The sequence below is a fragment of the Dyadobacter endophyticus genome (assembly GCF_014641595.1).
Lineage (GTDB): Bacteria > Bacteroidota > Bacteroidia > Cytophagales > Spirosomataceae > Dyadobacter > Dyadobacter endophyticus.
This window is the reverse complement of the sequence record NZ_BMIA01000001.1, coordinates 1,562,264-1,584,706: the sequence shown is the minus strand read 5'-3', so window position 1 is coordinate 1,584,706 and position 22,443 is coordinate 1,562,264. Positions and strand designations below refer to the sequence as shown.

Genomic DNA, 22,443 nt, shown 5'->3' with positions numbered 1-22,443 from the left:
AACAATCCATTTAAGAAGCCAATACCATGAAAAAACTGCTACTTTCGGCGATTTTAATGGCCTTTTCGGTCGCTCTGTTTTGCTGCAAAAAGGATCCTGAACCGGATTGCGGGTGCGCGGGACCTACAATGCTGGTTATTAAGAACACACGAGCCGTTCATGAGGGCGCCGGGCTTTTTACTTTTACCCACCCTATTACGCTCAATAAAATTTCGGCTTGGGCATGCGATGCGGATTCGCTCTGGGCCAAAAGTGAGAATAGTGAAATCCCTGACTACACGATCGCCGGGAATCTTAAAAAGGAATGTTTCTTTGGGCCGACATCAATGATCGTATTCCCGTCCATCGAAATCACAGCTATTCGGAAGGACTAATTTTTCAGTACCTTCTCAAAACAAACACTATTCTCCACGCCCACATACTGCCCGTAATTTTCCGTGCGCCGGTAGGCGTTTTTCTCATAAAGCGCGATGGCTTCCGGCTGGCGTTTGCCGGTTTCCAGCACGCATTTGGCGTAACCCATTTCGCTCGCCCAGGTTTCCAGTTCTGTAAGCACTCGGGTAGCGATGCCTTTGTTGCGGCCCTCAGGTGACACGTACATCCGCTTTACCTCCATAGCCTGCTCGTCGAATGCCTTGATGGCGCCGCATCCGATGGGCTGACCGTCTTCGTAACACACTACGGCGTGCCGGATCTTGTCTATTTTATTGAATTGGGAATAAAAGCCGTGGTCGGCACCGTCACGCTCGGCGAGATCGGCATCCAGCCGCTTTACCAAGGCTTTGAAATCAAGGTCGTCGGAGTCGGTTCTTCTTATATCGATCATTGCAATTCTTCAAGTTCTACCACTTTGGGCGTTCTGGTGAGCCAATGGATGATCAGCCACGCCACAAGATAAGTAAAACCACAGATTGTAAAAATGATATTGTAGCCGGCCTGGATATTGCCGGCCGCCTTATAACGGTCGAGCAAGCTGCCGATCAGGATCGGAAAAAGGATTCCTCCTACCGCACCAGCCATCCCGCCGATGCCTACTACCGAACTTACCGCTTGTTTGGGGAAAAGATCGGACGGTAAGGTAAATACGTTTGTTGCCCAGGCCTGGTGCAATGCCACAGCCAGACTGATCAGCCCGACGGCCATCCAGACGCCGCTGGAAAACTGGATCAATATCACGGATAATTCACAGAATGCCAGACCAAGCAGCACTGTTTTGCGTGCTTTGAGCGTCGGCCAGCCCCGTTTGATAAGCCAGGACGACAGGTAACCACCACCGATACTACCGACGGTCGTCGCCGTATAGATGAGCATCAATTCAAAACTGGGCTTTTTAAGATCGAGATTAAAGGTAGAAGCGAAATAGGAAGGCAGCCAGAACAGGAAGAACCAATAAATCGGGTCGATGAGCCCTTTACCTGTGATGTAGGCCCAGGTCTGCGGGAAAGTGAAAAGCTTGATCCATTTTACCGGTTGCTTTTCGGCATCGTTTTCGTCCTGGTCCTGCCCGCCGAGAATATATTGCAGCTCATCGGCACCCAGGCGCTTTTGTTTGACAGGAATATCATAAAACACCCACCAGAAAATCAGCCACACAAAACCCAGCGCGCCTGTAATCCAGAATACCTCTTGCCAGCCATAATGGCTCAGAATCCAGGGGACGAGTATGAGCGCCACCACCACCCCAACGCTGGTGCCGGCATTGAAAAGCCCGGTTGCCAGCGCCCGTTCCTTTTTTGGAAACCATTCGGCAACGGTTTTGACGGCCGCAGGATAATTACCGGCTTCTCCCAGGCCCAGGCCCACACGCGCAACCCCAAACCCGAATGCGCTGCGCGCAACCGCATGCAGCATCCCCGCGATACTCCAAAAGATGATGGTGAACGAGTACCCGGCTTTGGTGCCGATCTTGTCGATCAGCCAGCCAAAAGCGAGCAAACCAACGGCATAGGCCGCCGTGAACGCCATCACTATGCGCGCAAAGTCTGTTTCCGTCCAAACAAACTCTTTTTCCAGAATGGGTTTCAGGAGACCGATGATCTGCCTGTCGAGGTAATTGATGGTCGTGGCGAGAAAGAGCAGGACCACGATGATCCAGCGGTAATTCCTGATTTTACCCATTACAAAGCAAGTTTTTGTGCGAATTGAAGGAAATGTGCTTTCAGTCCATCCCAGTTTTTGTCCTGAATCAGCTTTTTATCGAATAATTGCCCCCCTATCCCTAGCCCATTCGCCCCCGCTTTCAGAAATGCCTCCATATTTTCGAGGCTCACACCGCCCGTAGGCAACAGTTTCAGCTGGTTCATCGGCGCTTTCAAATCCTTGATATACCCCGGGCCCAGCGCCGTTGCGGGATATATCTTCACCATCGACGCGCCCAGCTCCCATGCATTGAATATTTCAGTGGGAGTATATGCACCCGGGAAAACAGGAATTCCCTTTTTGACACAGGATTTAACAACTTTTTTACTCAAAACGGGTGTAACAACAAACTGTGCGCCAGCCTCCAATGCTGCGTCCAGATCCTCTTTGGTACACACCGTTCCAGCACCGATATTCAGACCGTAGTGCTCGTTTTCCAGCGCGTATCGGATCATATCCGTCGCACCCGGTGTGTTCATGGTAATTTCGACGGTCGTCAGACCCGCCTCCCGGTAAATAGGCAGAATGCGTTTGACATCTTCCGGCGAAACATTCCGGATAATACCGACCAGCGGCGCCTTGTTGAACAACTCCCACGAAAATGTACGCTCACTCATAAATTTGTTTTGTTCAATGTTAAATACTGATTCTCAAAAATACGGATATGCCCCGTAGTAGCCGCCCGGTCTACAATCTCCGAGGGGATGATGGTTGCCCTGCCGGCCAGCGCCAAAGTCTCTATCGCGGATTTGTACAAATGATACAAATTGTTTCCGCCGCACAGCACGAGGTGCGCGCCTGTCTCCTTCATCAGATCGCGGATTTCATAGCCGATCAGCAGCCCGCTCAGGAACATTCCGTTCTCCCGCTTATTCAATAAATCAAAAAGCTGGTTGGTTCTTACTGTAAACAATGCATTTAAAATGTTCCCGGACCCCGACGCGCGCACGCCCGAGCGGAAGGCCCGGGCTACGTTGTCGTTAAAATCGGAATGGTGATAGTGTTCGATGGAGTCTTTCAAAATGCTTTGATTGGCCATCAGATTGAACACCTCCCCAGTCATAAATGTCTTGAAATCAATCAGCTCGCCATCCCGGACAAACATGTGCTTGGAGTGCGTGCCCGGGAAGATGAATATCGCGTCGCGACCCGACAAGTCCATGGCCGCGCCAAGGCCGATCAGCTGCGTTTCTTCCCCCCGCATTACATCGTGGCCACTCCGAACACCGGATATGAGCGTAATGGCATGGGGAAAATGAGGCAGCTCGTCGTATCGTTGAATCCCGAGGCCGCTCCCGTCCAGGGCAAACGGCAGGCTCGCGTACGGCAGCCCCTCCATGCCGATAGACGACGACGCCATGCCCGAAAGCACGATTGGCACGCCCGTCAGATCGATTCCGGTTTGCTTGCCCAATGCGATAAGCTGAGTAGCAATAACCGAACGGTAATACTCCGCGCGCGGAACATGGCCATCGGCATCTGCTTCCTGCCACGCATTATAAACCGCCCCGATACCATCCGGAGACGTCACTTCGCCCACCACATCGTGATCCGCCAAATTGACCAGCCTCAACCGGAACGAGGACGTTCCCCAATCACAACTCAGCAGGTGTTTCTTCATTATCTCTTTAATTTTTTGTTTCCGTCGACTTAAGTCGACGGCCAGATCCACGGCCAGATTCGTGGCCGGGATGTATTATGGCAATGCGAATGCGATGTATTTTCCTCCGGGTTTTAAACCGTACCTCGTACCGCCGGCTGCGATTGCAATATATTGCTTTCCATCGACCATATAGGTAATGGGCGTTGCAAAACCGCCTGCCGGAAGTTTGTATTCCCAAACAATCTTGCCGGATTGGGTATCGAATGCCCTGAGCTTCTCATCGTAGGTCGCTGCGATGAAGAGCAGGCCGCCGGCGGTCACCAGCGGGCCGCCGTGGTTTTCGGTGCCAGTCGGCGGGATGCCTTGCTTTGTCAGCTCGGGATATTCGCCGAGTGTTACTTTCCAGCGGTATTCGCCCGTGTTCATATCAATGGCGTTCAGCGTGCCCCAGGGCGGCTTTATGGCCGGGTAATTATCCGGGTCGCGGAACTGTACATTACCGTTATTGACGTAAGGCGGCTTATGCGGAAAATCGGCCAGGCTTTTGCCCGCGGCGGTCGCTGTTTGTGCGTGAATGTCGTTAGTCGCCGGTTTTATTTCAGTATTTAAAAGGAAATCAATGATCGCGGCGCGGTCTTCCTTTGAAATATGCTGAAAAGAAGGCATTCTTCCCCGGCCCGTTTCGAGCAATGCGCCGATCTGCTCGCGGTTCATCCGCTGGCCAATGTCTTTTAAGGCTGGATATGCCTGTGTTGCTTCGGAGGGCGTCGCTCCTTTTGAATCCATAGCGTGGCAAGCCGCGCAATTTGTATTAAACAAGACGGAGCCTCTTGACGACACCTGACGTTCCTGACCATCAGGGCTTTGGCGAAGATCCCGCATTTTGAGCCACCAGAGCATATTATTGCCATTGACATACACAATTCCCTCCGGATCGGCCGCTGTACCGCCCCATTCTGCACCGCCTCCGATCCCGTAGAGCAAGCCACCCTGTAAATCTGGCGGCTGGTTTTTCGGGCCCATATTGCTGTTGCGAAAACGGTCGAGCACGTATGCGTGCGCTGCGGGTGTGCGTGTGGTAATGTCGGCTTCTGTTACTGTCTGGTTGGCGAATGGCGCCGGTTTGACAGGTACCGGCTGCGTGGGCCAGGCCTGGTCACCCGGCAGCGGGTTTGCTTTGGGTACCGGCACTTCATTTACATCGAAGAGCGGTTTCCCCGTATCACGGTCGAAAAGAAAAACATAGCCGTCCTTGGTAGCTTGCGCCACGGCGTCGACCATCCTACCGTTCCTTCTGACCCTGATCAGGTTGGGCGGACAAGGAATATCCCTATCCCAAAGATCGTGGTGGACGGTTTGAAAATGCCAGACCCGCTTGCCGGTAGCCGCGTTAAGCGCAATCACGCAGTTGGCGAACAAGTTACTGCCCTTCCTGGCCCCGCCGTAAAAATCCACCGATGGCGATCCGGTCCCCATAAACACCATTCCCCGTTTTTCGTCAATTACCATTCCCGCCCAGCAATTGGCACCACCCAGTTTCCTGTATGATTCCTTCGACCAGGTTTCGTACCCGTATTCGCCCGGCAGCGGGATCGTACGGAACACCCAGGCGACCTTGCCCGTACGTACATCGAATGCGCGGATGTGGCCCGGCAACGCGTCGCCACCCTCGGAGACAGAGGAGCCGGTAATAAGCAGGTTTTTGTAAATCACCCCAGGGCTGGTGTTGCGGATATTGAATTGGTAGGGGTCGTAGCCGTAAGTAGCCTCGTCGCCCAGGCCGTCGTGAAAATCTACCTCTCCATTCTTCCCGAAACCTTCAACGAGCTTCCCATTTTCGGCATTTAATGCAAACAATGACGCCCCGGCGGTGAACAAAATGCGCTTGTCGTGCCCCTCCGCCCAATACACGACCCCACGCATCGGATGGAACCGCGGCCGTTTTCCCTCGAACGGATCGAATTTCCAGAGTTCCCTTCCCGAAGCCGCTTCAATGGCAAAAACCTTCAACCGCGGCGTGGTACCGTACATAATACCATCGATCACGATCGGCTGGCACTGCATATCCATGCCGCGTTCGCCCGCCTTGTTGTTTTCGCCGGTATCGTAAGTCCAGGCGGGTTGCAGGTTTTTCACATTGTCCTTATTGATCTGCGTCAATGAAGAATAGCGGTTGCCGGCATTGTTACCGCCATATACCGGCCAGTCGACGTCTTTGGGATCGTCCGGGACGCGGCCGTCCGGGACGCGATCGTGCGGGGTCGATGGAGAAAGCGCACAGAAAATTGCTGTAACCAACAATGCCGATATGATCGGGAAGCGGATTGTCATAGGGTATAGAATGAAGACATTTAACAAAGCATATCAGGTATCTCGCCCGCCTTCGACCGCCCGGCGGCACGGTTCGCTCAGTCTGACATTACGTTGTCACGCGGAGCGGACCAGGCCGCCAGGCAGTCAAAGCGCATGCATCTTGTCATCGCTACAAATTCGGATTAATGGACGTATCCGTATAGGGCAGCGGGAACCAGTAATTGGCCTTCACAATCGGTTTGATCGGTTGCAAATCGTCGATACTTTTCTTGGCATTGGCTTCCTCCACTTTTTCCAGACGGATGAGGTCGAACCAGCGGGTACGCTCGCAAGCGAACTCCCACGCACGCTCCTGCACGACTTCATCGGCGAATTGCGCGGCTGTGAGGCCATCACCCGGCGTCAATGCCTTGGTACCAGCTGCACGTCCGCGCAAACGTACCTTGTTCAGTGCGTCGTAAGCAGCCTGATCGGGACCGCCAGTGCCGCGGGCTTTGGCTTCCGCATAGATCGTCAGCACGTGCGGGTACCGCATCATTACCGAAGGCAGCGAAATGCTCGACGTCACGACATTCCCTTTAATGTACCATTTTTGATAGTAAGGATGTTTCGTCAGACTGGCCTGCCATGGGATTTTGGTAGCGCCCAGGCCGAACTCCGTGCGGAAAGTAGCGTCTTTGCGCGGGCCAGCAGGGAAATCGCGGAAGAAATTCAGCTCGGCGAACATATCGTCCCAACCACCTTCTTCGCCTGGCATAGTGGTATTGCCATAGGTTGCATTGGCAGTACCGCTGCCGCCCAGGTATCCGCTGATCTGGAACACGGCTTCCTTGGTACCAGATGAAGCCGGATCGTTTTCAAATACCGCCGCAAACGTCGGAAGCAGTTCAAAACCATAGGTGCCCGCATTATCGATCACTTCTCTCGCTTTTGCGGCGGCAAGATCGTATTTGTCGGTTTGTTTCAACGGCCAGCCTGCCATCGTCAGGTACACATCCGCCAAAAATGCTTTGGCAGAACCCTTGTTAGGCCGCCCCGGATCACGTTTCGCATTCGGAAGGTTGCTTTCTGCCACTTTCAAATCAGCCACAATCAGATCGTAAACCTCCTGCGGCGTCGACTTTTTGACGGTCAGCAAATCATCGGAATATTCTCCCGCCAGGATCAAAGGGATATTGCCCCAGAAACGGGTCAGCCAATAATAGGAAAACGCGCGGATGAAATGAGCTTCGCCGACAATGATATCGATCGTAGCCTTGGTACCCACTGTTTTCTGGTAATTATTAATCACATTGTTCGCGCCCTGGATCGCTTTGTAACAGCCATTGTAAACGGCATTCGAGCGCTGGTTGGTCGTCGATACATTGAACTGGTCAAACTCACGCCAGTCGGCCTTATTGCTCGCCGGGTGCGTAGTCACGTCGTCGGCACCGAGCACAGCCGCATTGGCCGACGGGTGCAAGAATCCGTAACTCCATTGGTTTGCCAGGCCCTTATAAGCTCCGGTCAATGCCGATTCAAGCCCATCCTGCGTCGAAAGCACATTAGGCCCGTACAAAAGTCCGGTCGTATCCTCATCGAGGTAATCACTGCAACCCGCGCCGGTAAGGAGCAAGCCGCTCAAAAGAAGTATGGTTAGTTTTTTCATGTCTATTTTTTGAAATGATTTAAAATCCGAGCGTCAATCCCACTGTATACACCTTCGCATTCGGGTACGAGCCGCGGTCGATGCCGATGGCCGTGTCGGTGCTGGAACCCACGTTGCTGGTTTCCGGGTCGGGACCGGAGTATTTGGTGATCGTAAGCAGGTTGGTGGCGCTTGCGAAAATGCGGATATTGGCTTTATCCTTGAAAACCGACGATGGCACATTGTAAGCCAGGCTCACGTTTTTCAGCCTAACAAAACTCCCATTTTCAACGAACCGGCTCGACTGCGTGAACGGCTGGTAAGTTTTGGTGAATGCCGGAATATCCGAATCCGTATTGCCCTCGCGATAATAGTCGCGGATCTCGGTGAGCAGGAACTGGCGTGCTTCGCCCGAACCCGACATGGCGCCGGCACGGGTGTAGTTCAGTTTATCCACGCCAAAAGCGCCCTGGAAAAAGACGTTCAGCGTAAAACCGCTGTAAGTAAAGGTATTGTTCCAACCGCCGGTCAGTTTCGGGAACGCGTGGCCGACTATCTGAAAATCGTCGGTAGTGATCGCATTGTCGCCATTCACATCCTCATAATGCGGATCGCCGGGCACACGGCCTTGTTTGGCTGCGATGTCGGCCTCGTTGGGTTTAAACGTCCCGAGGTATTTCAGGCCCCAATACGAACCCAGCGGCTGGCCGGGCATCAGCATAAATTCGTTGGTAATGGACATCCCGCCGCCTGCTCCCGTGCCCGTACCGAGCCGTGGCAGCCCGCCAAGGCTTACCACCTCGTTTTTCAGCGTCGAAAGGTTCAGGTTGGTTTCCCAGCTGAATTTACCTTTCTCAATAGGCGTACCGCCAATCGCGAACTCGAAACCCCGGTTCCTGATCTCACCTACGTTGCGAGGCTGCGTACCCCCGCCCGCGTAGTTGGGTAGCTGCACATTCAGCAGCAAATCGGTCGTGCTTTTGTTGAAATAATCGGCTTCAAAATGCAGGCGGCCATTGAGAAACTCCATTTCAATACCCACGTCGGTCTGCGTGGTTGTTTCCCATTTCAGATTTTTATTCCCCTGGTTGCCCTGGATCACACCCGCCGTGACGGCCGTGTTGTTAAAACCAACCTGGGTCGAGTTATACGGCGAAAGCGTGGCATACGGGTTAATAGCCTGGCTACCGGTTTTCCCCCAGCTTCCGCGCAATTTCAGGTTTGAAAATACATTCAGATTCTTAATAAACGCTTCTTCCGAAAGCCTCCAACCCAATGCTACCGACGGGAAAACGCTGTTCCGGTTGTCCTCGCTGAATTTCGAAGAGCCATCCCGGCGAATCGCCGCAGTTATCAGGTATTTGTCTTTGAATGCATAATTTACCCGGCCCAATAACGAAAGCAACGTCCATTTGGAAAAACCCGAATTGACCGTTGCGGCAGAGTTGCCGCCGATATTATTATAGCCCAATTGTGGAAAACGAAGGCCGTTTGCGGTGGCGGTAAAGTTCTTGTCTGTAAACTGTTGGGTCTCCAACACCGCCACAGCCGTAATCGAGTGATTGCCGAAGGTTCGGTTGTAGTTCAATGCATTGGTATTCTGCAAAGTTACCTGGTCGGCTGAATAGCGGGTCGCATTCGGGTTGTTGTTCGACAGGCGCTTACCGTTGAAGTTCTTATTCTGCGCATCGAGGTAGTTGATCGCATATTGCAAATCGAGCGAAAGGCCATTGATCGGCAACTGGTAGCTCAACCCGCCGATCGCATTGATATTCATCCGCTCGGTGTCGATGGATTTGTCGTACAAATGATCCAACGGGCTTCTTGAAACCGAACCGGTAGGGTCCGCAAAAGTCGGCTGGCCGTCGGCACCATAGGCAGGCGTGGTGGGTGCCCATTGCAACGCTTCGATCAATGCCCCGCCGCCGTCAGTATTATGGTTGGCGGTTTTGGCACCCGATAAATTGAGTCGCAATGCAAGGTTTTTATTGATTTGGGTGGTCAGATTAGTCCGCAAAACATAACGTTTGAAACCGCTGTTGTTCACGATTCCTTTCTGGTTCAAATAGTTACCGGAGATCAGGAACGAAGTCTTTTCATTACCTCCCGAAACTGTCACCTGATGCTGCTGGCCGCTTCCCTTCCGGTACACGAGGTCCTGCCAGTCGGTACCGCCGTTCTTTTTAAAATCGTCGATCTGCGCTTGCGTAAATGGCGCATTGGAACCCGTGGCGGCCGCGCGTGCGTTGACGATCTCCGCGAACTCGCCCGCAGGAAGAATATCGAACTTCTTGATCACATTCGAAACGCTTCCCTGCCCTTCATAGCTTACTTTGATGCCTTTGCTGCCCTTTTTGGTCGTGATAATGATCACCCCGTTGGCGCCGCGGCTACCGTAAATGGAGGTAGAGGCCGCATCTTTCAGCACTTGCAGCGACTCGATATCATTGGGGTTCAATAAATTATAATTAGCACCCACAAATCCATCGATCACATACAGGGGATCGTTGTTGCCAAGCACTGAGTTAGCTCCCCGCACCCGTACTTTCGAATCTCCACCCGGCGCGCCGTTGGATTGCGTCACCTGCACCCCGGCTGCACGGCCCTGCAACACCTGATCGAGACGGGTAATAGGTTGCTGCGAAAATTCCCGCGTCGACACCACCGACAATGCACCGGTAACGTCGGTTTTCTTTTGCGTACCATAGCCTACCACCACCAGCTCATCCAGGCTGCGAGAGCCCTGCGCCAGTTTAATGTCAATTACCGAGCGGTTACCGATCTCAACCGTTTGGCTTTCATAACCGATAAACGAAAACACCAGCGTGCCATTTCCCGGCGCCTGGATCACATAATTGCCCTCTCCGTCGGTTACGGTACCTTGCGAGGTGCCGCTGATCAGGATGCTCACGCCGGGGAGCGCCGCATTATCCTGGTCCGTTACTTTTCCGGTCACCCTGGCATTCTGGGCAAGCAAACCGTCGCCTCCCAGACCCAGTAAAACCAGGCATAAGCTTAGTAGTTTTTTCATGGTTTTGAATAAATATATTTATATATAAAAATTAAATAATACTATTTTTAAGAACATTTGAACGAACAACTCCACGCTTACCGGTTCTCAGCCGGAAGCGGGTAGCTTTCAGAATGTCAAATGCTAGGCTGCTTTACCAATCCACCACCGACCCATCCAGCGCATTATAGCTTTCGGGGTTCTTCCAGTCGTGACCAATCTTGTCTTTTAATGCGTCCTCGTCGAGCTCTACGCCAAGGCCGGGTTTGGTGGGAACCATTACGGTCCCGTCTTTTTGTAGTTTGAATGGTTCTTTGAGATAACCTTCACCGAGTGTAACCTGCTCCTGGACGAGGAAATTGGGTACGCTGGCTGCGAGTTGAAGACCGGTAGCGAGCGAGATAGGCCCCATGGGGTTGTGCGGCGCGATCGGGATGTAATATGCTTCGGCCATTCCGGCAATGAGCCTGCCCTCGGTAATGCCGCCCGCGTGGCACAAATCGGGCTGGATAATGCTGGCAGCACCTTTTTCGAGGATTTCGCGAAAGCCCCATTTGGTAAAGATCCGCTCACCTGTCGCGATGGGAATGTGCGTCCCCCTGGCAATGTCGACGAGCGTGTCTACATTCTGTGCCTGGCACGGCTCTTCCACAAAAAACGGCTGATACTGTTCCAATTCTTTGATGAGTACTTTCGAAGTCTGCTGCGGGACCGAACCGTGAAAATCAATGGCGATGTCCATTTCCGGGCCGCCGGCTTCACGGAGCGAAGCGAAATTATCGGAGGCATATTTGATGAACGCCGGGTTCTCGACGAAATTCGAAGGGTTCTTTTTGGCAACACCCGTTTTGATGATCGTATAGCCTTCTGCCTTCCGCTTTTTCATATCCTCCGCGTTGGATGCGCGGCCATATACCCGCACGCGGTCGCGGGTGGGCCCGCCCAGGAGTTCGTACACCGGCACGCCCAGCAGCTTGCCTTTAATGTCCCACAATGCCTGGTCGATGCCGCTCAACGCGCTGGTGAGGATTGGCCCGCCGCGATAGAATGCGTGGCGGTAAATGGCCTGCCAGTGGTGCACCACGGCCCGCGGATCTTTGCCTAGCAGATAGGGTTCCACCTCCTTAATGGCTGTTTGAATTGTCAATGCGCGACCTTCGAGCAACGGCTCGCCCAGGCCCACAATGCCGGCATCGGTGTGGATTTTGAGAAAAACCCAGCGCGGCTTCACCAGAAACGTTTCGAGCTTAGTAATCTTCACCTTTCCGTATGCCTGAAAAGGCGTCGGATTGGCTGCATAAGAAGTTTTGGGCAGGAGCATCGTGCCCGTCGCCGCAATGCCCAACACCGATTGAATGGCCGAGCGACGGGATAAGGTGGCAGATTTAGGGTTAGATTTCATAGCATTACCAGTTATGGATAGCGCCGTCCGGGCTTTTCAGGATCGGATGCGGGAATTTGGTTTTTTCTTTGACTTCCATGATGAAAGTCGCCTTTTTAGGATCAAATTTTACCCCCAGTCCGGGCGCGTCGTTCAGATACAGCTTACCATTTTTGAAATTGATAAAATCCTCGTTGAAGTAAGGCGGCCGCTCCGGTTCGCCCCCGCCCAGCTCCATCAGCGCACGCGCAGGACTGCTCGAACCCAATACATGCACCAACGTGGCCGTCGCCAGCGGGCCCGTGAAGTGCGGTATCATGCCCACGTAATGCGTTTCGCACATGGAAGCCAGCTTTTTAAACTCGCCGATGCCGCCGGTGTTGGGCAGCGTAAAACGGGTATAATCGATCCAGCGGTTTTCGATGAATTCGTTGCAATCCCAACGGTCCCCGAACTGCTCGCCCACGGCAATAGGCACCTTCGTCATCGACCGCACGGTTTTATACACCGAAGGATTCTCCGAGCGGATAATGTCCTCCACGAAGTACGGTTCCAGCGATTCCAGTGCCGTGCAGATCTTCAAGCCGTCGGTCATATCGAAACGGGTATGGAGGTCGATAGCCCACTTACCGCCGCCTCCCACAGCCTCATCGATCCGCTTGCAGAAGTCGATCGTCTTTTTGACATTTTCGTAAAAGTCAAAAGGCTGGTCTCCATTACCGCCGGTAGGCCCTATGCGGTACGACCGCAAGCCTGCTTCGATGCAATCCCTCGCCCGCTCTTCCTCCGTTTTGGCTTTGGAAGCGCGGAAACCGGTCGCATAGCATTCAACATAGTCACGCGTGGCGCCGCCTAGCAGCTCGTACACAGGCACATTCAATGCTTTGCCTTTAATGTCCCAAAGCGCCATTTCCAACGCGCCCAACGCGTGCAATTTCTCGCGGCCCGGCGGGTAGAACATCCCCCGGTACACATTCTGCCAAATGTGCTCGATGCGAAATGGATCTTCACCGATCATCATTTGTGCGCATTGCTCGATCATGTCCTTCGATCCACCCTCGCCAATGCCGATAATACCTCCGTCGGTTTCGATTTCGACAATGCCCCTTGCCTGGTTGAAAAGCGGTTTGCTATACCCGGGCGCGGCATAGTAGCGGATCTTGGTAATCTTCATTTTCGACGCTGCCTCGGCGTTGATCAGCGGAAAGCCCGTGGCGACGGCCGCGGAGCCGAGGAAGGCAGTTTTTATGAAATTTCTTCTTTGCATTTGTGTTTCGATTTTATCAAGAGTTGTCAGGGAATAGTCTGGTGTGGTCGGGCTGACCATCGCTTTGCAACCACCTGTTAATTAAACGTTTAAGCTTTTTGTGAAAAAAATATCCGCGACGGATTGACGCCGGGGATTAACCGCTAAGCGCTGCCGGTTTGGGCTTCGACGACTCTCGGGCGATCAGTTTGGCTTCCATCAAAATCTGTTTCATGCCCTCGTCGGGGGTTTTCAGTTTCTCTAGGAGGAATTCGACGGAGGTTTTACCCAGCATTTCGAGCGGCTGCCGCACGTAGGTGATCGGACAATAATACAGGTCGAACACCTCCGCCTGGCCGAAGCTGACGATCGCCAAGTCCGACGGCACTTTAAGACGCAGCTCATTGATATATTTCAATGCATTGATAGCCAATCCATAAGTCGCGAAAATCATGGCATCCACGCGCTGCTCGGAGGCCAGTATTTCGTCGATCGCAGTCTTTACCTCACTGTCCATCGATTCGAAATGCACCTCTTTCAGCCATGAATCACGAAATTCGATGTGATTGTCGCGCAATGCGTGCTTGTAGCCGCGCACCCTTTCCTCCATGTGGTACATATTCGATTTGTAAGCCATGATCCCAATCCGCGAATAACCGCTTTGAATGAGGTGGATGCCGGCGTCGTAGGAGGCCTTGTAGTTGTTGGTAGCCACAAAATCGGTTTGGATTTCCGGGAAATGGCGGTCCAGCAAAACGAATGGGATGTTACGCTCTTTAAGATAATGCACCTGACTTTCGGAGCCCTCGCAGGAAACGATAATGAAGCCGTCGACCTGGCGGTTGATCAGCACATTGAGCAAATCCCACGACTTTTCGGCGTGTTCGTCGCAGCTTCCGATAATGACCGTATAGCCATTCTTTTTGGCCTCATCTTCCACCACACGGGCGATGTTGGCGAAGAACGGGTTGGAAATATCTGCGATGATGAGCCCTATGGTGTAGGTTTTACCGCTTCTGAGGCTCTTGGCCAGATGATTGGGCTGATAGTTTAATTCCTTGGCTATCTCCCTGATTTTATGTGCAATGGCCTCCCCCACCCTGGTTTCCTTCTCTTTTCCATTGAGAACATAGGAAACCAGGGCCGTGGAAACGCCCGCTTGCTGTGCAATATCTTTGAGCGATGTTTTTTTCATGGACGTATAAGCGTACCGTCGAATTTTCTTACTTGCCAGTTGGATTTTGTGCTGATCGGGAATTTGGCAGCCGCCTTTTCGTTAATATCCACCCCAATGCCAGGCACCTCGTTCACCGACATGTAGCCGTTCTTCATAGTAGGGCAACCCGAGAAAACCTCCAATGTCTTGTCATTGAACTGCACCGCCTCCTGGATACCGAAGTTCCAGACAGCCAGGTCGATGTGCGCGTGTGCCGAGTGTCCCACAGGCGATACGTCGCCTGGCCCGTGCCAGGCCGTTTTAACATTGAACCATTCCCCCAGCCGCGCCACTTTCATGGCGGGCGTAACGCCGCCGATCTGCGAGACGTGAATGCGGATGTAGTCGAACCATTGATTAGCCATCGGTTCGAGGAATTCATTGATATTATTAAAAAGCTCGCCCATTGCCAGCGGCACGGTGGTACTCTGGCGCAATAGCTTGAACCACTTCATATTCTCGGGAGAAAACGGGTCCTCGATGAAAAACGGCCTGTATTCTTCCAGCTTTTTGATCATATTGATCGCATTCATCGGCTGCACGCGCTCGTGGATGTCGTGCAGCAGTTCCACCTCCTCGCCGCATTGCTTGCGCACGGTTTCAAAGAGAATGGGAATGGCTTTGAGGTAGGCATTCTCGTCCATATAGTTGTCGGTAGCCCCGCCGAAGCCCGCTTCTTTAAAATCGGGCTTCTTGGTAGTGCTGCCCACCGCGCCATAACCGCCCTGCTGAATGCGGATATAGCGGTAACCCTGCTCCTGGATCTTTTTGACACTTTCCACCGTTTCCTCGGGTGTGCGCCCGTTCGCATGCGTATAACACGGCACCGCGAAGCGGACTTTCCCGCCCAGCAGCTGGTAGAGCGGCATTCCCGCACGTTTGCCTTTGATATCCCAAAGTGCCTGGTCGAGCCCGCTTAGGGCATTGTTGAGCACCGGACCATTGCGCCAATAAGAGCTCACATAGGCGGCATGCCACATATCCTCGATGTTGTCGACATCCCTGCCCGCACAAAATTCGTTGAGATAGGTATTGATCGCCACCAGCACCACCTCGGCCCGCTGGGTGAAGGTGGCGCACCCCAGCCCGTAAAGCCCCGGTTCAGAGGTTTCGACCTTCACGACAATCAGGTTGGAGCCCTGCGGCGCCGTGGCTATCGCGCGAACGCTTTTGATCGTCAAAGGTTTCATCGCCTTGGCGTACTGTGGCGTTTCCGCTTCGTCGGCATGGGTCTTGGAAATACCCCCGAACAGCCCCAGAATCCCCGCGGAACCGCCCAGTCCCAATGCTTTCATCGTATCACGACGACTCACTTCGTTCTCTTTCATTTGTTTCAGATTAAAGGTTTGAGAATTGCTGATCTTACTTTTTATCCCACCAAACCCTCGTATTCAGGTCATTAGGCCCCTGGCGCGTGTTGGCGTCGTTCACATTCTGCAAGTTCACGACGATCTCGCTGTCGGGGTAAGGCATGCGGCGGATAAAGTCCTCCTTGATCTCCGAGCCAGGGTACGGGTTCTTTTTCAATGCGGGAAAGCCGCTTCGGCGGAAATTGGCCCAGGATTCGTTGCCGTCCAGGAAGGTCGCTACCCAGTATTGGGTATTGATCTGCTCCAAAGCTTTGGCCGTTTCGAGCGGGTGCGCTTTCAGGTACGCAAGAATTGCTTCCTCCTTAATCGTAGCGCTGGGGTCGTAGAGTGACATTTGTTCGAGATTGCCTCTGATTCCTTTGGTATAATAATCCGCTGCCTCGCCTGTCACCCAGCCACGCACAGCCGCTTCCGCGAGCAGGAGCTGCACCTGCGAGTAGGTAATGTGAAATTCCGGGGCGTCGAGCTTCAAAACCGTCGCGAGGTTAATCTGCGTAAAATCCCAGAGGCTAACCACCCCATTTTCGGCAAGTACATTGTTGATCGTCACGTCATTATAGCCCATTGGCATACCGATCTGCACCTTCGGGTCAGATGAGGCGCGTGCGCCGGTCTGCTCGGGCCCGCCTTTGGCGCCCACATACCGGACCGCAAACACAGGCAGGCGGGGATCGTTATTTTCTTTGAGGTAGTTTACAAACGGCGCTGCAAGGTAAAAGTTAGTCTTTTCACGCGCTGCAAGGTGATTGGCAATGAAGTTGTTGTAAAGTGAGGTGTGACGGATGATCGAGTTATCCGCATTACTTTCGAACAAACCTCCCGCAACGGCTTTGGCCACGTACGCTTTGGCCGTCGTCGGGTCGACTTTGCTGAGACGCATTCCGGCACGCAGCATAAGCGAGTAGCCGAGTTTTTTCCAGCGCGCCACATTGCCCCCGTACAAAATGTCGGTCGTAACCGCAGGCTGCGAAGCGTCGAGCGCGCCGGAAGCCTCTTCCAATTCTTTGAGAATATCCTTATAAATCGCTTCCTGCGCATCGTATTTCGGGCGGATCTCCTCGCTGATATAGCCCTTTCCTGCGTCAAAATACGGAACATCACCATAAGTATCGGTCAGGATCATAAATGCGTAGGCTTTCCAGATGCGCGCCGTGTGGTAGATATTCGCACTCAACGGATCAGCCTTGGTCTGCTCGGTAACTGCCACGAGTTGCTTGATCACATTCCGGTAAAAATTAACCCAGACGAGCGGCGAATTAGCGTTGTTAAGCTGGTTGTAGTTGCCGCCCGACAAAGAACTTCCATAAGGCGTAATCACCTGCTGCACAATGCCAAAGTTGTAGCAAAGCATGCCCAGCGTCGACACGCCGTCGAGGTAAGTGGTTGCGATAATCGCTTTGTTCAGGATCAGCGAAGGTGCCAGCGAGGTCGGATCTACTTTGTTGGTGTTAATCTCGTCGAAGCCCTCATCGCAGGCGGTAATGAACGTGAGCGGCAGGAAAAGCAATAGGATATATTTGAATGTAGCTTTCATGGGATCGACGTTTAGAATTTAACATTGAGATTGAAACCAATGCTGCGGGTCGGCGGCAGACCGGGCCAGAAATCAAGGCCGGTGGCGTTATCCGACGAGTTGAGCACCTCTTCCGGGTCCATATTCTCCGTCCACTTCTTGATCACAAGCAGGTTGTTCGCCACTGCGCTCAGGCGCAACCCTTTCACGAACGACTTCTCAGGCAGCAGTTTGCCCAGGTCGTACCCCAGCGTGAGCTGGCGCAGCTTCCAGAAACCGGCATTCTGAACAAAATCCTCATTGATTCCCAGAGGGTTAATCGACTCGTAAAATGGCTGCACCGCCGCTTTCGTCTGGTTTACCTCGCCATCCGCGTTCACCCCATTTCCGATCACAAACCCCTCGGCCCGGCCGGGTAAGGTCCGTTTCGACAAGCCATGCCGCATGTAGTTGATATTCCGCCCGGCGATCATTTTGTGGCCTAGTTTGAAATCCACCAGCGCCGAGAGCATAATTCCTTTGTAGGTAAATGTATTGGTGATACCGCCAAAGTAGCGGGGCAATGCGTTGCCGACATTCATTAAGGTATTGTTTCTCAATGGCATACCACTATTTTTATCGAACACCTGTCGACCTTGTGCGTCGCGCAGGTAGGTGAACGTGTAAAGCTGACCCAACGGCTTGCCTACCACCATATTGAGCGTCCGGCCTCCCCCGCCGCCGACCGTAATTACCGTATCTTTCTCTGCCAGGCCTAGTTTTAAAACTTTGGAGGTGTTATAGGACACATTGAAACTGACATCCCAGGTAAAATCTTTGGTCTTCACGGGCGAACCGGTCAGCAAAAGCTCGATACCCTTATTCATGCTCCGGCCGACATTGATCAGCTGAGCGGTGTAAGAAGAAGCATCGGAAATCTGCGCCGCAAGAATCTGATCGTCAGTCGTTTTGTGGTAGTATGTTAAATCAAACCCAAGCAGATTGTTGAACAACTTCATTTCAAGGCCTGCTTCCGCTTCCTTAATGCGCAACGGGCGCAGGTTTTTATTTGGAACAATGGACGCATTGATACCGCCCACCGGCACCAGCTGGCCCGACGGGTTCGGGAACGAGTTGTTGTCCACCGCGTAATACAATGCATTCGAATAGGGGTTCACATTGTCGGAGCCGACCTGCGCGTACGCCGCGCGCAACTTGCCGAAGGTGATCCACGCCGGCAGGTTCGGGAAGGCTTGCGAGAAGATGAAACTACCCGTTATCGACGGGTAAAGTATGCTACGGTTTTGGGGTGCCAACGTTGAGAACCAATCGTTACGGGCCGTTACGTTCAAGTAAATGAACTCCTTCCAGGAAATGGTGGCCGCCCCGTAAAGCGAATTAATCTTCTTCTCCGAAAGCGCATACAACGGGTTTTTCACGCGACCGTTCATGACCGTGTAAAGGTTGGGCTGGATGAAATCCTGGACGGTGACGCTATTGTAATCCATCCGCGCGTAGCGCTGGTTACCGCCCAGCGTTACGTCCAGGCCTATATTGCCGAAGTTGCGGTTGCCCCCCAGGATAAAGTCGAGGTTGCGCTCGGTATTGCGGCGCACATCTTGTGTGAATGAGCCGTTTACATACCCAACCGGTGCTTTGGCGATCGGTGCGTAGCCGTTTGGAATATTGTAATCCTGGTTACGGACGTAAAAGTCCTGCGCTGCGCGAAGTTGCAGGTAGAGCCAGTCTGTAAACTGGTATTTTAATGCCACATTGCCAAAAAGGCGATCGCGGGAAATGTTCTCGAAATGGTGGCTGAGCGAGTAATACGGGTTATTTCTCACCAGAAACCTTGAAAAGACGAACTCGTCGCCGTTCGGATGCGTCTGGTTTTGTTTCAGGGCGTCAAAAGGCATCGAGTTGGCAAGCGTAAAGATCACCGTCGAAGTAGCGAAGTCCTGGGCGTCGATCTGGGGCGGATTCGTGTTCTTTTCTTTGGAATAATTGATATTACCAAAAGCGGTAAGCCGTTTGGAAATATTCTGTGTAAAACCCAGGTTCACCACCTTTCGGTTGAACTTGTTGTTTTCGACAATACCCCGGTTGTCGCTATTGGCCAGCGACAGACTGAAACCTCCGTTGGGGCCGTTGTTGGAAACGGTTATGGTGTTGGTCATGTTCGTGCCGGTGCGGTAAAACTGCTTCACACGCCCGCGTACAGGCTCGTAAGGCCATGTTTCATTGTCAAAAAGGGTTTGCGTCATACCGGGCTCGAACTTTTCCCCAAAGCTCCACACGCCCGAGGTCGGGTTGGCACTCGTAGGCCGCTTGCCGCCTTCGCCCTGGCCATATTCATATTGAAAATCAGTAAAATCGAGCGGTGTATCGGTAGTGAAGTTGATATTATAATCCAGCCCGATGCCCTTGCCGGCCCCCCGGGTTTTAGTCGTGATCATCACCACGCCGTCTTTGGCGCGCGAGCCGTAAAGCGCTGCGGCAGTGGCGCCTTTGAGCACGGTCATCGACTCGATATCGTCCGGATTAATACTCGACAAACCATCGCCGCCATCGGAATTGTTCGCTGCACGCTGACCATAATCGCCTCCGCCGGCGAAATTGGAATTATCTATCGGTACCCCGTTCACTACGATGAGCGGGTTGTTCTGCCCGCTGAACGACGACTGCCCGCGGATGCGGATTTTCGCTGTTCCACCCGGCCCGGTAGATAATGAAGAGATATTCACGCCCGCCATTTTACCCTGTAACGAGCTGATAACGTTGGGTGTACGGTTGGTAGAAATCTGATCCGCATTGACCGTCGCCGTGGCATAGCCGAGCGTTTTAGCCTCGCGTTTGATCCCCAGCGCTGTTACAACAAACTCGTCGAGATTCCTCGATTCCTGCGTCAGCTGCACGTCTATGGACGAGCGCGCACCCACTGCGATGGTCTGACTTACATAACCTATAAAAGAGAAAACGAGGGTCGCATTGGCTGGCGCTTCCAGGGTATACTTACCTTCCGAGTTGCTAACGGTACCTTGCGAAGAGCCGCTGATCAGGATATTGACGCCCGGCAACGCTTCCTTGTTGTCGCCGGTAACGATACCGGTGATGCGGATGCCCTGGGCAAAAACCACGCCGCCGCATAGCGTAACCAGCAGCGCGATGATCGTAAAACATTTCTTCATCACATCTAATTGGGTCAAAATTCAGGGTGAATAGGGTTATGCAAAACATACACGAAAACCGCAATCGCTTACGGACACGAGGGCCAGGAATAGGAAAGACAATAGACAAAGCTGCACCCGGCGATTTTCACCGAACGGTATTATATATACGCAATCAAAAAGAAGCTGTTTCACTACCAACCGTACGCGGTCGGTAGTGACCTATGCATTCGTCGCGCCGGCAACAGGCTATGTATTGATATCTATTTTTTGTTTAAACGATTAAGCCGTTTTTCGCACCAAAATCTCGGATAGCAATGTCTTAGTCAGGTTTCTGTGATGGTATCGGGAATTCAAAGAGCTTGCCATGAAAGTATCGGGTTGGCAAGTGGAATATGAAATTGGGAATTGTTGTGACCAAATGTAGATTTAATCGATTAAACAACAAAATTTAAAGGCAATTATTTTTACATTTTTTCTAAAAATAAACACATAATCATTTACAGTGGTCTTAAACGCATTGCATGGCTGAAAAGGGATTCCAAATAATGATTCCCTCGCTTTGCGTAAATGCAGGTTACTTCCCCGCCGTCGAAACATTAGATTTGTCCCGAAACCATCCTTATGGTTTCAGATCATCCATCCTGTCATGACATTTTTAAAACGTATGTTGGATCATTCCAGGCTGCCGCTTTCGGTCGGGCAGTTCTGGTGGTACTCCTTCTGCTATTGGAGCATTTTCGCGGTAATAACATTCGGTCAGCTTATGGTGCTGTGGCTTTTAAGGGAGGGAGTGGTCATGCGGCCCCACGAGATGTTTGTCTGGCTGCTCGACGGGCTGTTCTGGTGGTCCACCACCCCGCTCATTTTGTACGCGTCCATCAAAGTGCCCATCGCGTTCAAGGTGCGGGAGAGTTCTTCTATTCTCAAACCGCTCCTCGTCCACCTGTTCATAGTAACGTTCCTGAACATCTTTATTAATGTCCTGCATTATTACGTTACCAACCCGCTGATGTACCGCGCGGTGGGGAAATACGTGCCGCTGGAAAACTATCTGTTTTCGTTCTTTATAGCCTACACTGCGAGTTTTGGTCAGTATTTGCTGCTGGTAGTCGGTTTCAACAAAGTATCTTACATTTACCGTTACCAGCAGCTCAAACAACAGAATTTCGAAACCGAACTGCATAATGAACAGCTCCGCGGACAGTTGGCTAACGCTCAGCTGCAATCGCTCAAAATGCAGCTCAATCCGCATTTTCTCTTCAATACCCTGCATAGCGTGATCAGCCTGATGGTGAAAAACGACATTCGGAAAGCCACATTGATGATTACAACATTGAGCGACCTGCTGCGGGCAGTGCTCGTGAACCAGTCGGCCGATTTCATCCCTTTGCAGGAGGAGCTCAAACTGACCCGCCAATACCTCGACATTCAGCAGATCCGCTTCCAGGACCGCCTGACAGTCGAATATCATATCGATCCGGCTTCTGAACTCTACCCGGTGCCCCAGCTGATCCTTCAACCGATCGTCGAAAACTCCATTACCCACGGCATTTCCGATATCACCACCAACGCCCTGATCCGCATCACCAGCAACGTGAGTGCTACGGGCATGCATGTGACGGTGTACGACAACGGCATTGGCGCCACACCACGGAAACCATCCAAAGGAATGGGCCTCGGCCTGCAAAACACATTGCTGAGGCTGCAACAAGCCTACGGCGCCGACGGCCGATTGGAATTTGAACACCCCGCCGACGGCGGCACTTCGGTGACGATGTATTTTGACCGCCGACGGCCGACCATCGACGGCCGCCAGCCGGCTATGGACGATGGTTGACGGCGGACCATAGACAATGGATTTTCGATTGAATTAACC

At 52.6% G+C, this 22,443-nt stretch carries 15 protein-coding genes; 2 read left to right on the top strand and 13 right to left on the bottom strand.

Annotated elements, in window-relative coordinates; genetic code table 11:
• The first annotated feature begins 26 nt into the window (after window positions 1-26).
• Window positions 27-374, top strand: a complete 348-nt coding sequence (locus tag IEY24_RS06505) for a hypothetical protein (RefSeq protein ID WP_188929810.1) — start codon at window positions 27-29, stop codon at window positions 372-374.
• Here IEY24_RS06505 and IEY24_RS06500 read toward each other — a convergent pair.
• The 13 genes from IEY24_RS06500 to IEY24_RS06440 all read right to left on the bottom strand — a co-directional run bounded on the left by IEY24_RS06500 (window position 371) and on the right by IEY24_RS06440 (window position 20,585).
• Window positions 371-826 (bottom strand): GNAT family N-acetyltransferase, encoded by a 456-nt coding sequence (locus tag IEY24_RS06500; protein WP_188929808.1) that lies wholly within the window; start codon window positions 824-826, stop codon window positions 371-373. The two genes, IEY24_RS06505 and IEY24_RS06500, sit on opposite strands and share 4 nt — an antisense overlap.
• Window positions 823-2,118: an MFS transporter gene (locus tag IEY24_RS06495; RefSeq protein WP_188929807.1), complete on the bottom strand. Its 1,296-nt coding sequence runs from the start codon at window positions 2,116-2,118 to the stop codon at window positions 823-825. The genes IEY24_RS06500 and IEY24_RS06495 overlap by 4 nt, the downstream gene beginning before the upstream one ends.
• Window positions 2,118-2,756 (bottom strand): bifunctional 4-hydroxy-2-oxoglutarate aldolase/2-dehydro-3-deoxy-phosphogluconate aldolase, encoded by a 639-nt coding sequence (locus tag IEY24_RS06490; RefSeq protein WP_188929805.1) that lies wholly within the window; start codon window positions 2,754-2,756, stop codon window positions 2,118-2,120. The genes IEY24_RS06495 and IEY24_RS06490 overlap by 1 nt, the downstream gene beginning before the upstream one ends.
• Window positions 2,753-3,760: a 2-dehydro-3-deoxygalactonokinase gene (locus IEY24_RS06485; protein ID WP_188929803.1), complete on the bottom strand. Its 1,008-nt coding sequence runs from the start codon at window positions 3,758-3,760 to the stop codon at window positions 2,753-2,755. Before IEY24_RS06485 ends, IEY24_RS06490 begins: the two co-directional genes overlap by 4 nt.
• Window positions 3,761-3,835: 75 nt before the next feature.
• Window positions 3,836-6,073, bottom strand: coding sequence for an outer membrane protein assembly factor BamB family protein (locus tag IEY24_RS06480; RefSeq protein WP_188929801.1), 2,238 nt, complete (start codon window positions 6,071-6,073; stop codon window positions 3,836-3,838).
• 151 nt (window positions 6,074-6,224) lie between these two features.
• A complete protein-coding gene (locus IEY24_RS06475) occupies window positions 6,225-7,703 on the bottom strand; it encodes a RagB/SusD family nutrient uptake outer membrane protein (RefSeq protein ID WP_188929799.1) in 1,479 nt (492 codons plus the stop codon).
• A gap of 19 nt (window positions 7,704-7,722) precedes the next feature.
• On the bottom strand, window positions 7,723-10,713 hold the full coding sequence (locus tag IEY24_RS06470; RefSeq protein WP_188929797.1) for a SusC/RagA family TonB-linked outer membrane protein: 2,991 nt from the start codon (window positions 10,711-10,713) through the stop codon (window positions 7,723-7,725).
• Window positions 10,714-10,846: 133 nt separating this feature from the next.
• On the bottom strand, window positions 10,847-12,094 hold the full coding sequence (gene dgoD / locus IEY24_RS06465) for a galactonate dehydratase (protein ID WP_188929795.1): 1,248 nt from the start codon (window positions 12,092-12,094) through the stop codon (window positions 10,847-10,849).
• Window positions 12,095-12,098: 4 nt separating this feature from the next.
• Complete coding sequence (locus IEY24_RS06460; protein WP_188929793.1) at window positions 12,099-13,340, bottom strand: mandelate racemase/muconate lactonizing enzyme family protein; 1,242 nt, start codon at window positions 13,338-13,340, stop codon at window positions 12,099-12,101.
• 136 nt (window positions 13,341-13,476) lie between these two features.
• The gene (locus IEY24_RS06455) at window positions 13,477-14,514 is read right to left on the bottom strand and encodes a LacI family DNA-binding transcriptional regulator (protein ID WP_188929791.1); all 1,038 of its coding nucleotides are present in this window, start codon (window positions 14,512-14,514) and stop codon (window positions 13,477-13,479) included.
• Window positions 14,511-15,863 carry an enolase C-terminal domain-like protein gene (locus IEY24_RS06450; protein ID WP_188929789.1) on the bottom strand — a complete coding sequence of 451 codons (1,353 nt, stop codon included), beginning with the start codon at window positions 15,861-15,863 and terminating at the stop codon, window positions 14,511-14,513. Before IEY24_RS06450 ends, IEY24_RS06455 begins: the two co-directional genes overlap by 4 nt.
• A 34-nt stretch (window positions 15,864-15,897) precedes the next feature.
• Entirely contained in the window at window positions 15,898-17,439 is a 1,542-nt protein-coding gene (locus IEY24_RS06445) for a SusD/RagB family nutrient-binding outer membrane lipoprotein (RefSeq protein WP_188929787.1), read from the bottom strand.
• A gap of 11 nt (window positions 17,440-17,450) precedes the next feature.
• Window positions 17,451-20,585: a SusC/RagA family TonB-linked outer membrane protein gene (locus IEY24_RS06440; RefSeq protein ID WP_188929785.1), complete on the bottom strand. Its 3,135-nt coding sequence runs from the start codon at window positions 20,583-20,585 to the stop codon at window positions 17,451-17,453.
• 646 nt (window positions 20,586-21,231) lie between these two features.
• On the opposite strand from IEY24_RS06440, the gene IEY24_RS06435 reads away from it, so the two are divergent.
• Entirely contained in the window at window positions 21,232-22,404 is a 1,173-nt protein-coding gene (locus tag IEY24_RS06435; protein WP_188929783.1) for a sensor histidine kinase, read from the top strand.
• The last annotated feature ends 39 nt before the right edge of the window (window positions 22,405-22,443 follow it).

Coding starts and splice junctions, on each gene's coding strand:
- dgoD (WP_188929795.1), bottom strand. CDS start 12,094: ATGAAATCTAACCCTAAATCTGCCACCTTATCCCGTCGCTCGGCCATT.
- IEY24_RS06505 (WP_188929810.1), top strand. CDS start 27: ATGAAAAAACTGCTACTTTCGGCGATTTTAATGGCCTTTTCGGTCGCT.
- IEY24_RS06480 (WP_188929801.1), bottom strand. CDS start 6,073: ATGACAATCCGCTTCCCGATCATATCGGCATTGTTGGTTACAGCAATT.
- IEY24_RS06495 (WP_188929807.1), bottom strand. CDS start 2,118: ATGGGTAAAATCAGGAATTACCGCTGGATCATCGTGGTCCTGCTCTTT.
- IEY24_RS06485 (WP_188929803.1), bottom strand. CDS start 3,760: ATGAAGAAACACCTGCTGAGTTGTGATTGGGGAACGTCCTCGTTCCGG.
- IEY24_RS06440 (WP_188929785.1), bottom strand. CDS start 20,585: ATGAAGAAATGTTTTACGATCATCGCGCTGCTGGTTACGCTATGCGGC.
- IEY24_RS06500 (WP_188929808.1), bottom strand. CDS start 826: ATGATCGATATAAGAAGAACCGACTCCGACGACCTTGATTTCAAAGCC.
- IEY24_RS06445 (WP_188929787.1), bottom strand. CDS start 17,439: ATGAAAGCTACATTCAAATATATCCTATTGCTTTTCCTGCCGCTCACG.
- IEY24_RS06470 (WP_188929797.1), bottom strand. CDS start 10,713: ATGAAAAAACTACTAAGCTTATGCCTGGTTTTACTGGGTCTGGGAGGC.
- IEY24_RS06455 (WP_188929791.1), bottom strand. CDS start 14,514: ATGAAAAAAACATCGCTCAAAGATATTGCACAGCAAGCGGGCGTTTCC.
- IEY24_RS06475 (WP_188929799.1), bottom strand. CDS start 7,703: ATGAAAAAACTAACCATACTTCTTTTGAGCGGCTTGCTCCTTACCGGC.
- IEY24_RS06490 (WP_188929805.1), bottom strand. CDS start 2,756: ATGAGTGAGCGTACATTTTCGTGGGAGTTGTTCAACAAGGCGCCGCTG.
- IEY24_RS06460 (WP_188929793.1), bottom strand. CDS start 13,340: ATGCAAAGAAGAAATTTCATAAAAACTGCCTTCCTCGGCTCCGCGGCC.
- IEY24_RS06435 (WP_188929783.1), top strand. CDS start 21,232: ATGTTGGATCATTCCAGGCTGCCGCTTTCGGTCGGGCAGTTCTGGTGG.
- IEY24_RS06450 (WP_188929789.1), bottom strand. CDS start 15,863: ATGAAAGAGAACGAAGTGAGTCGTCGTGATACGATGAAAGCATTGGGA.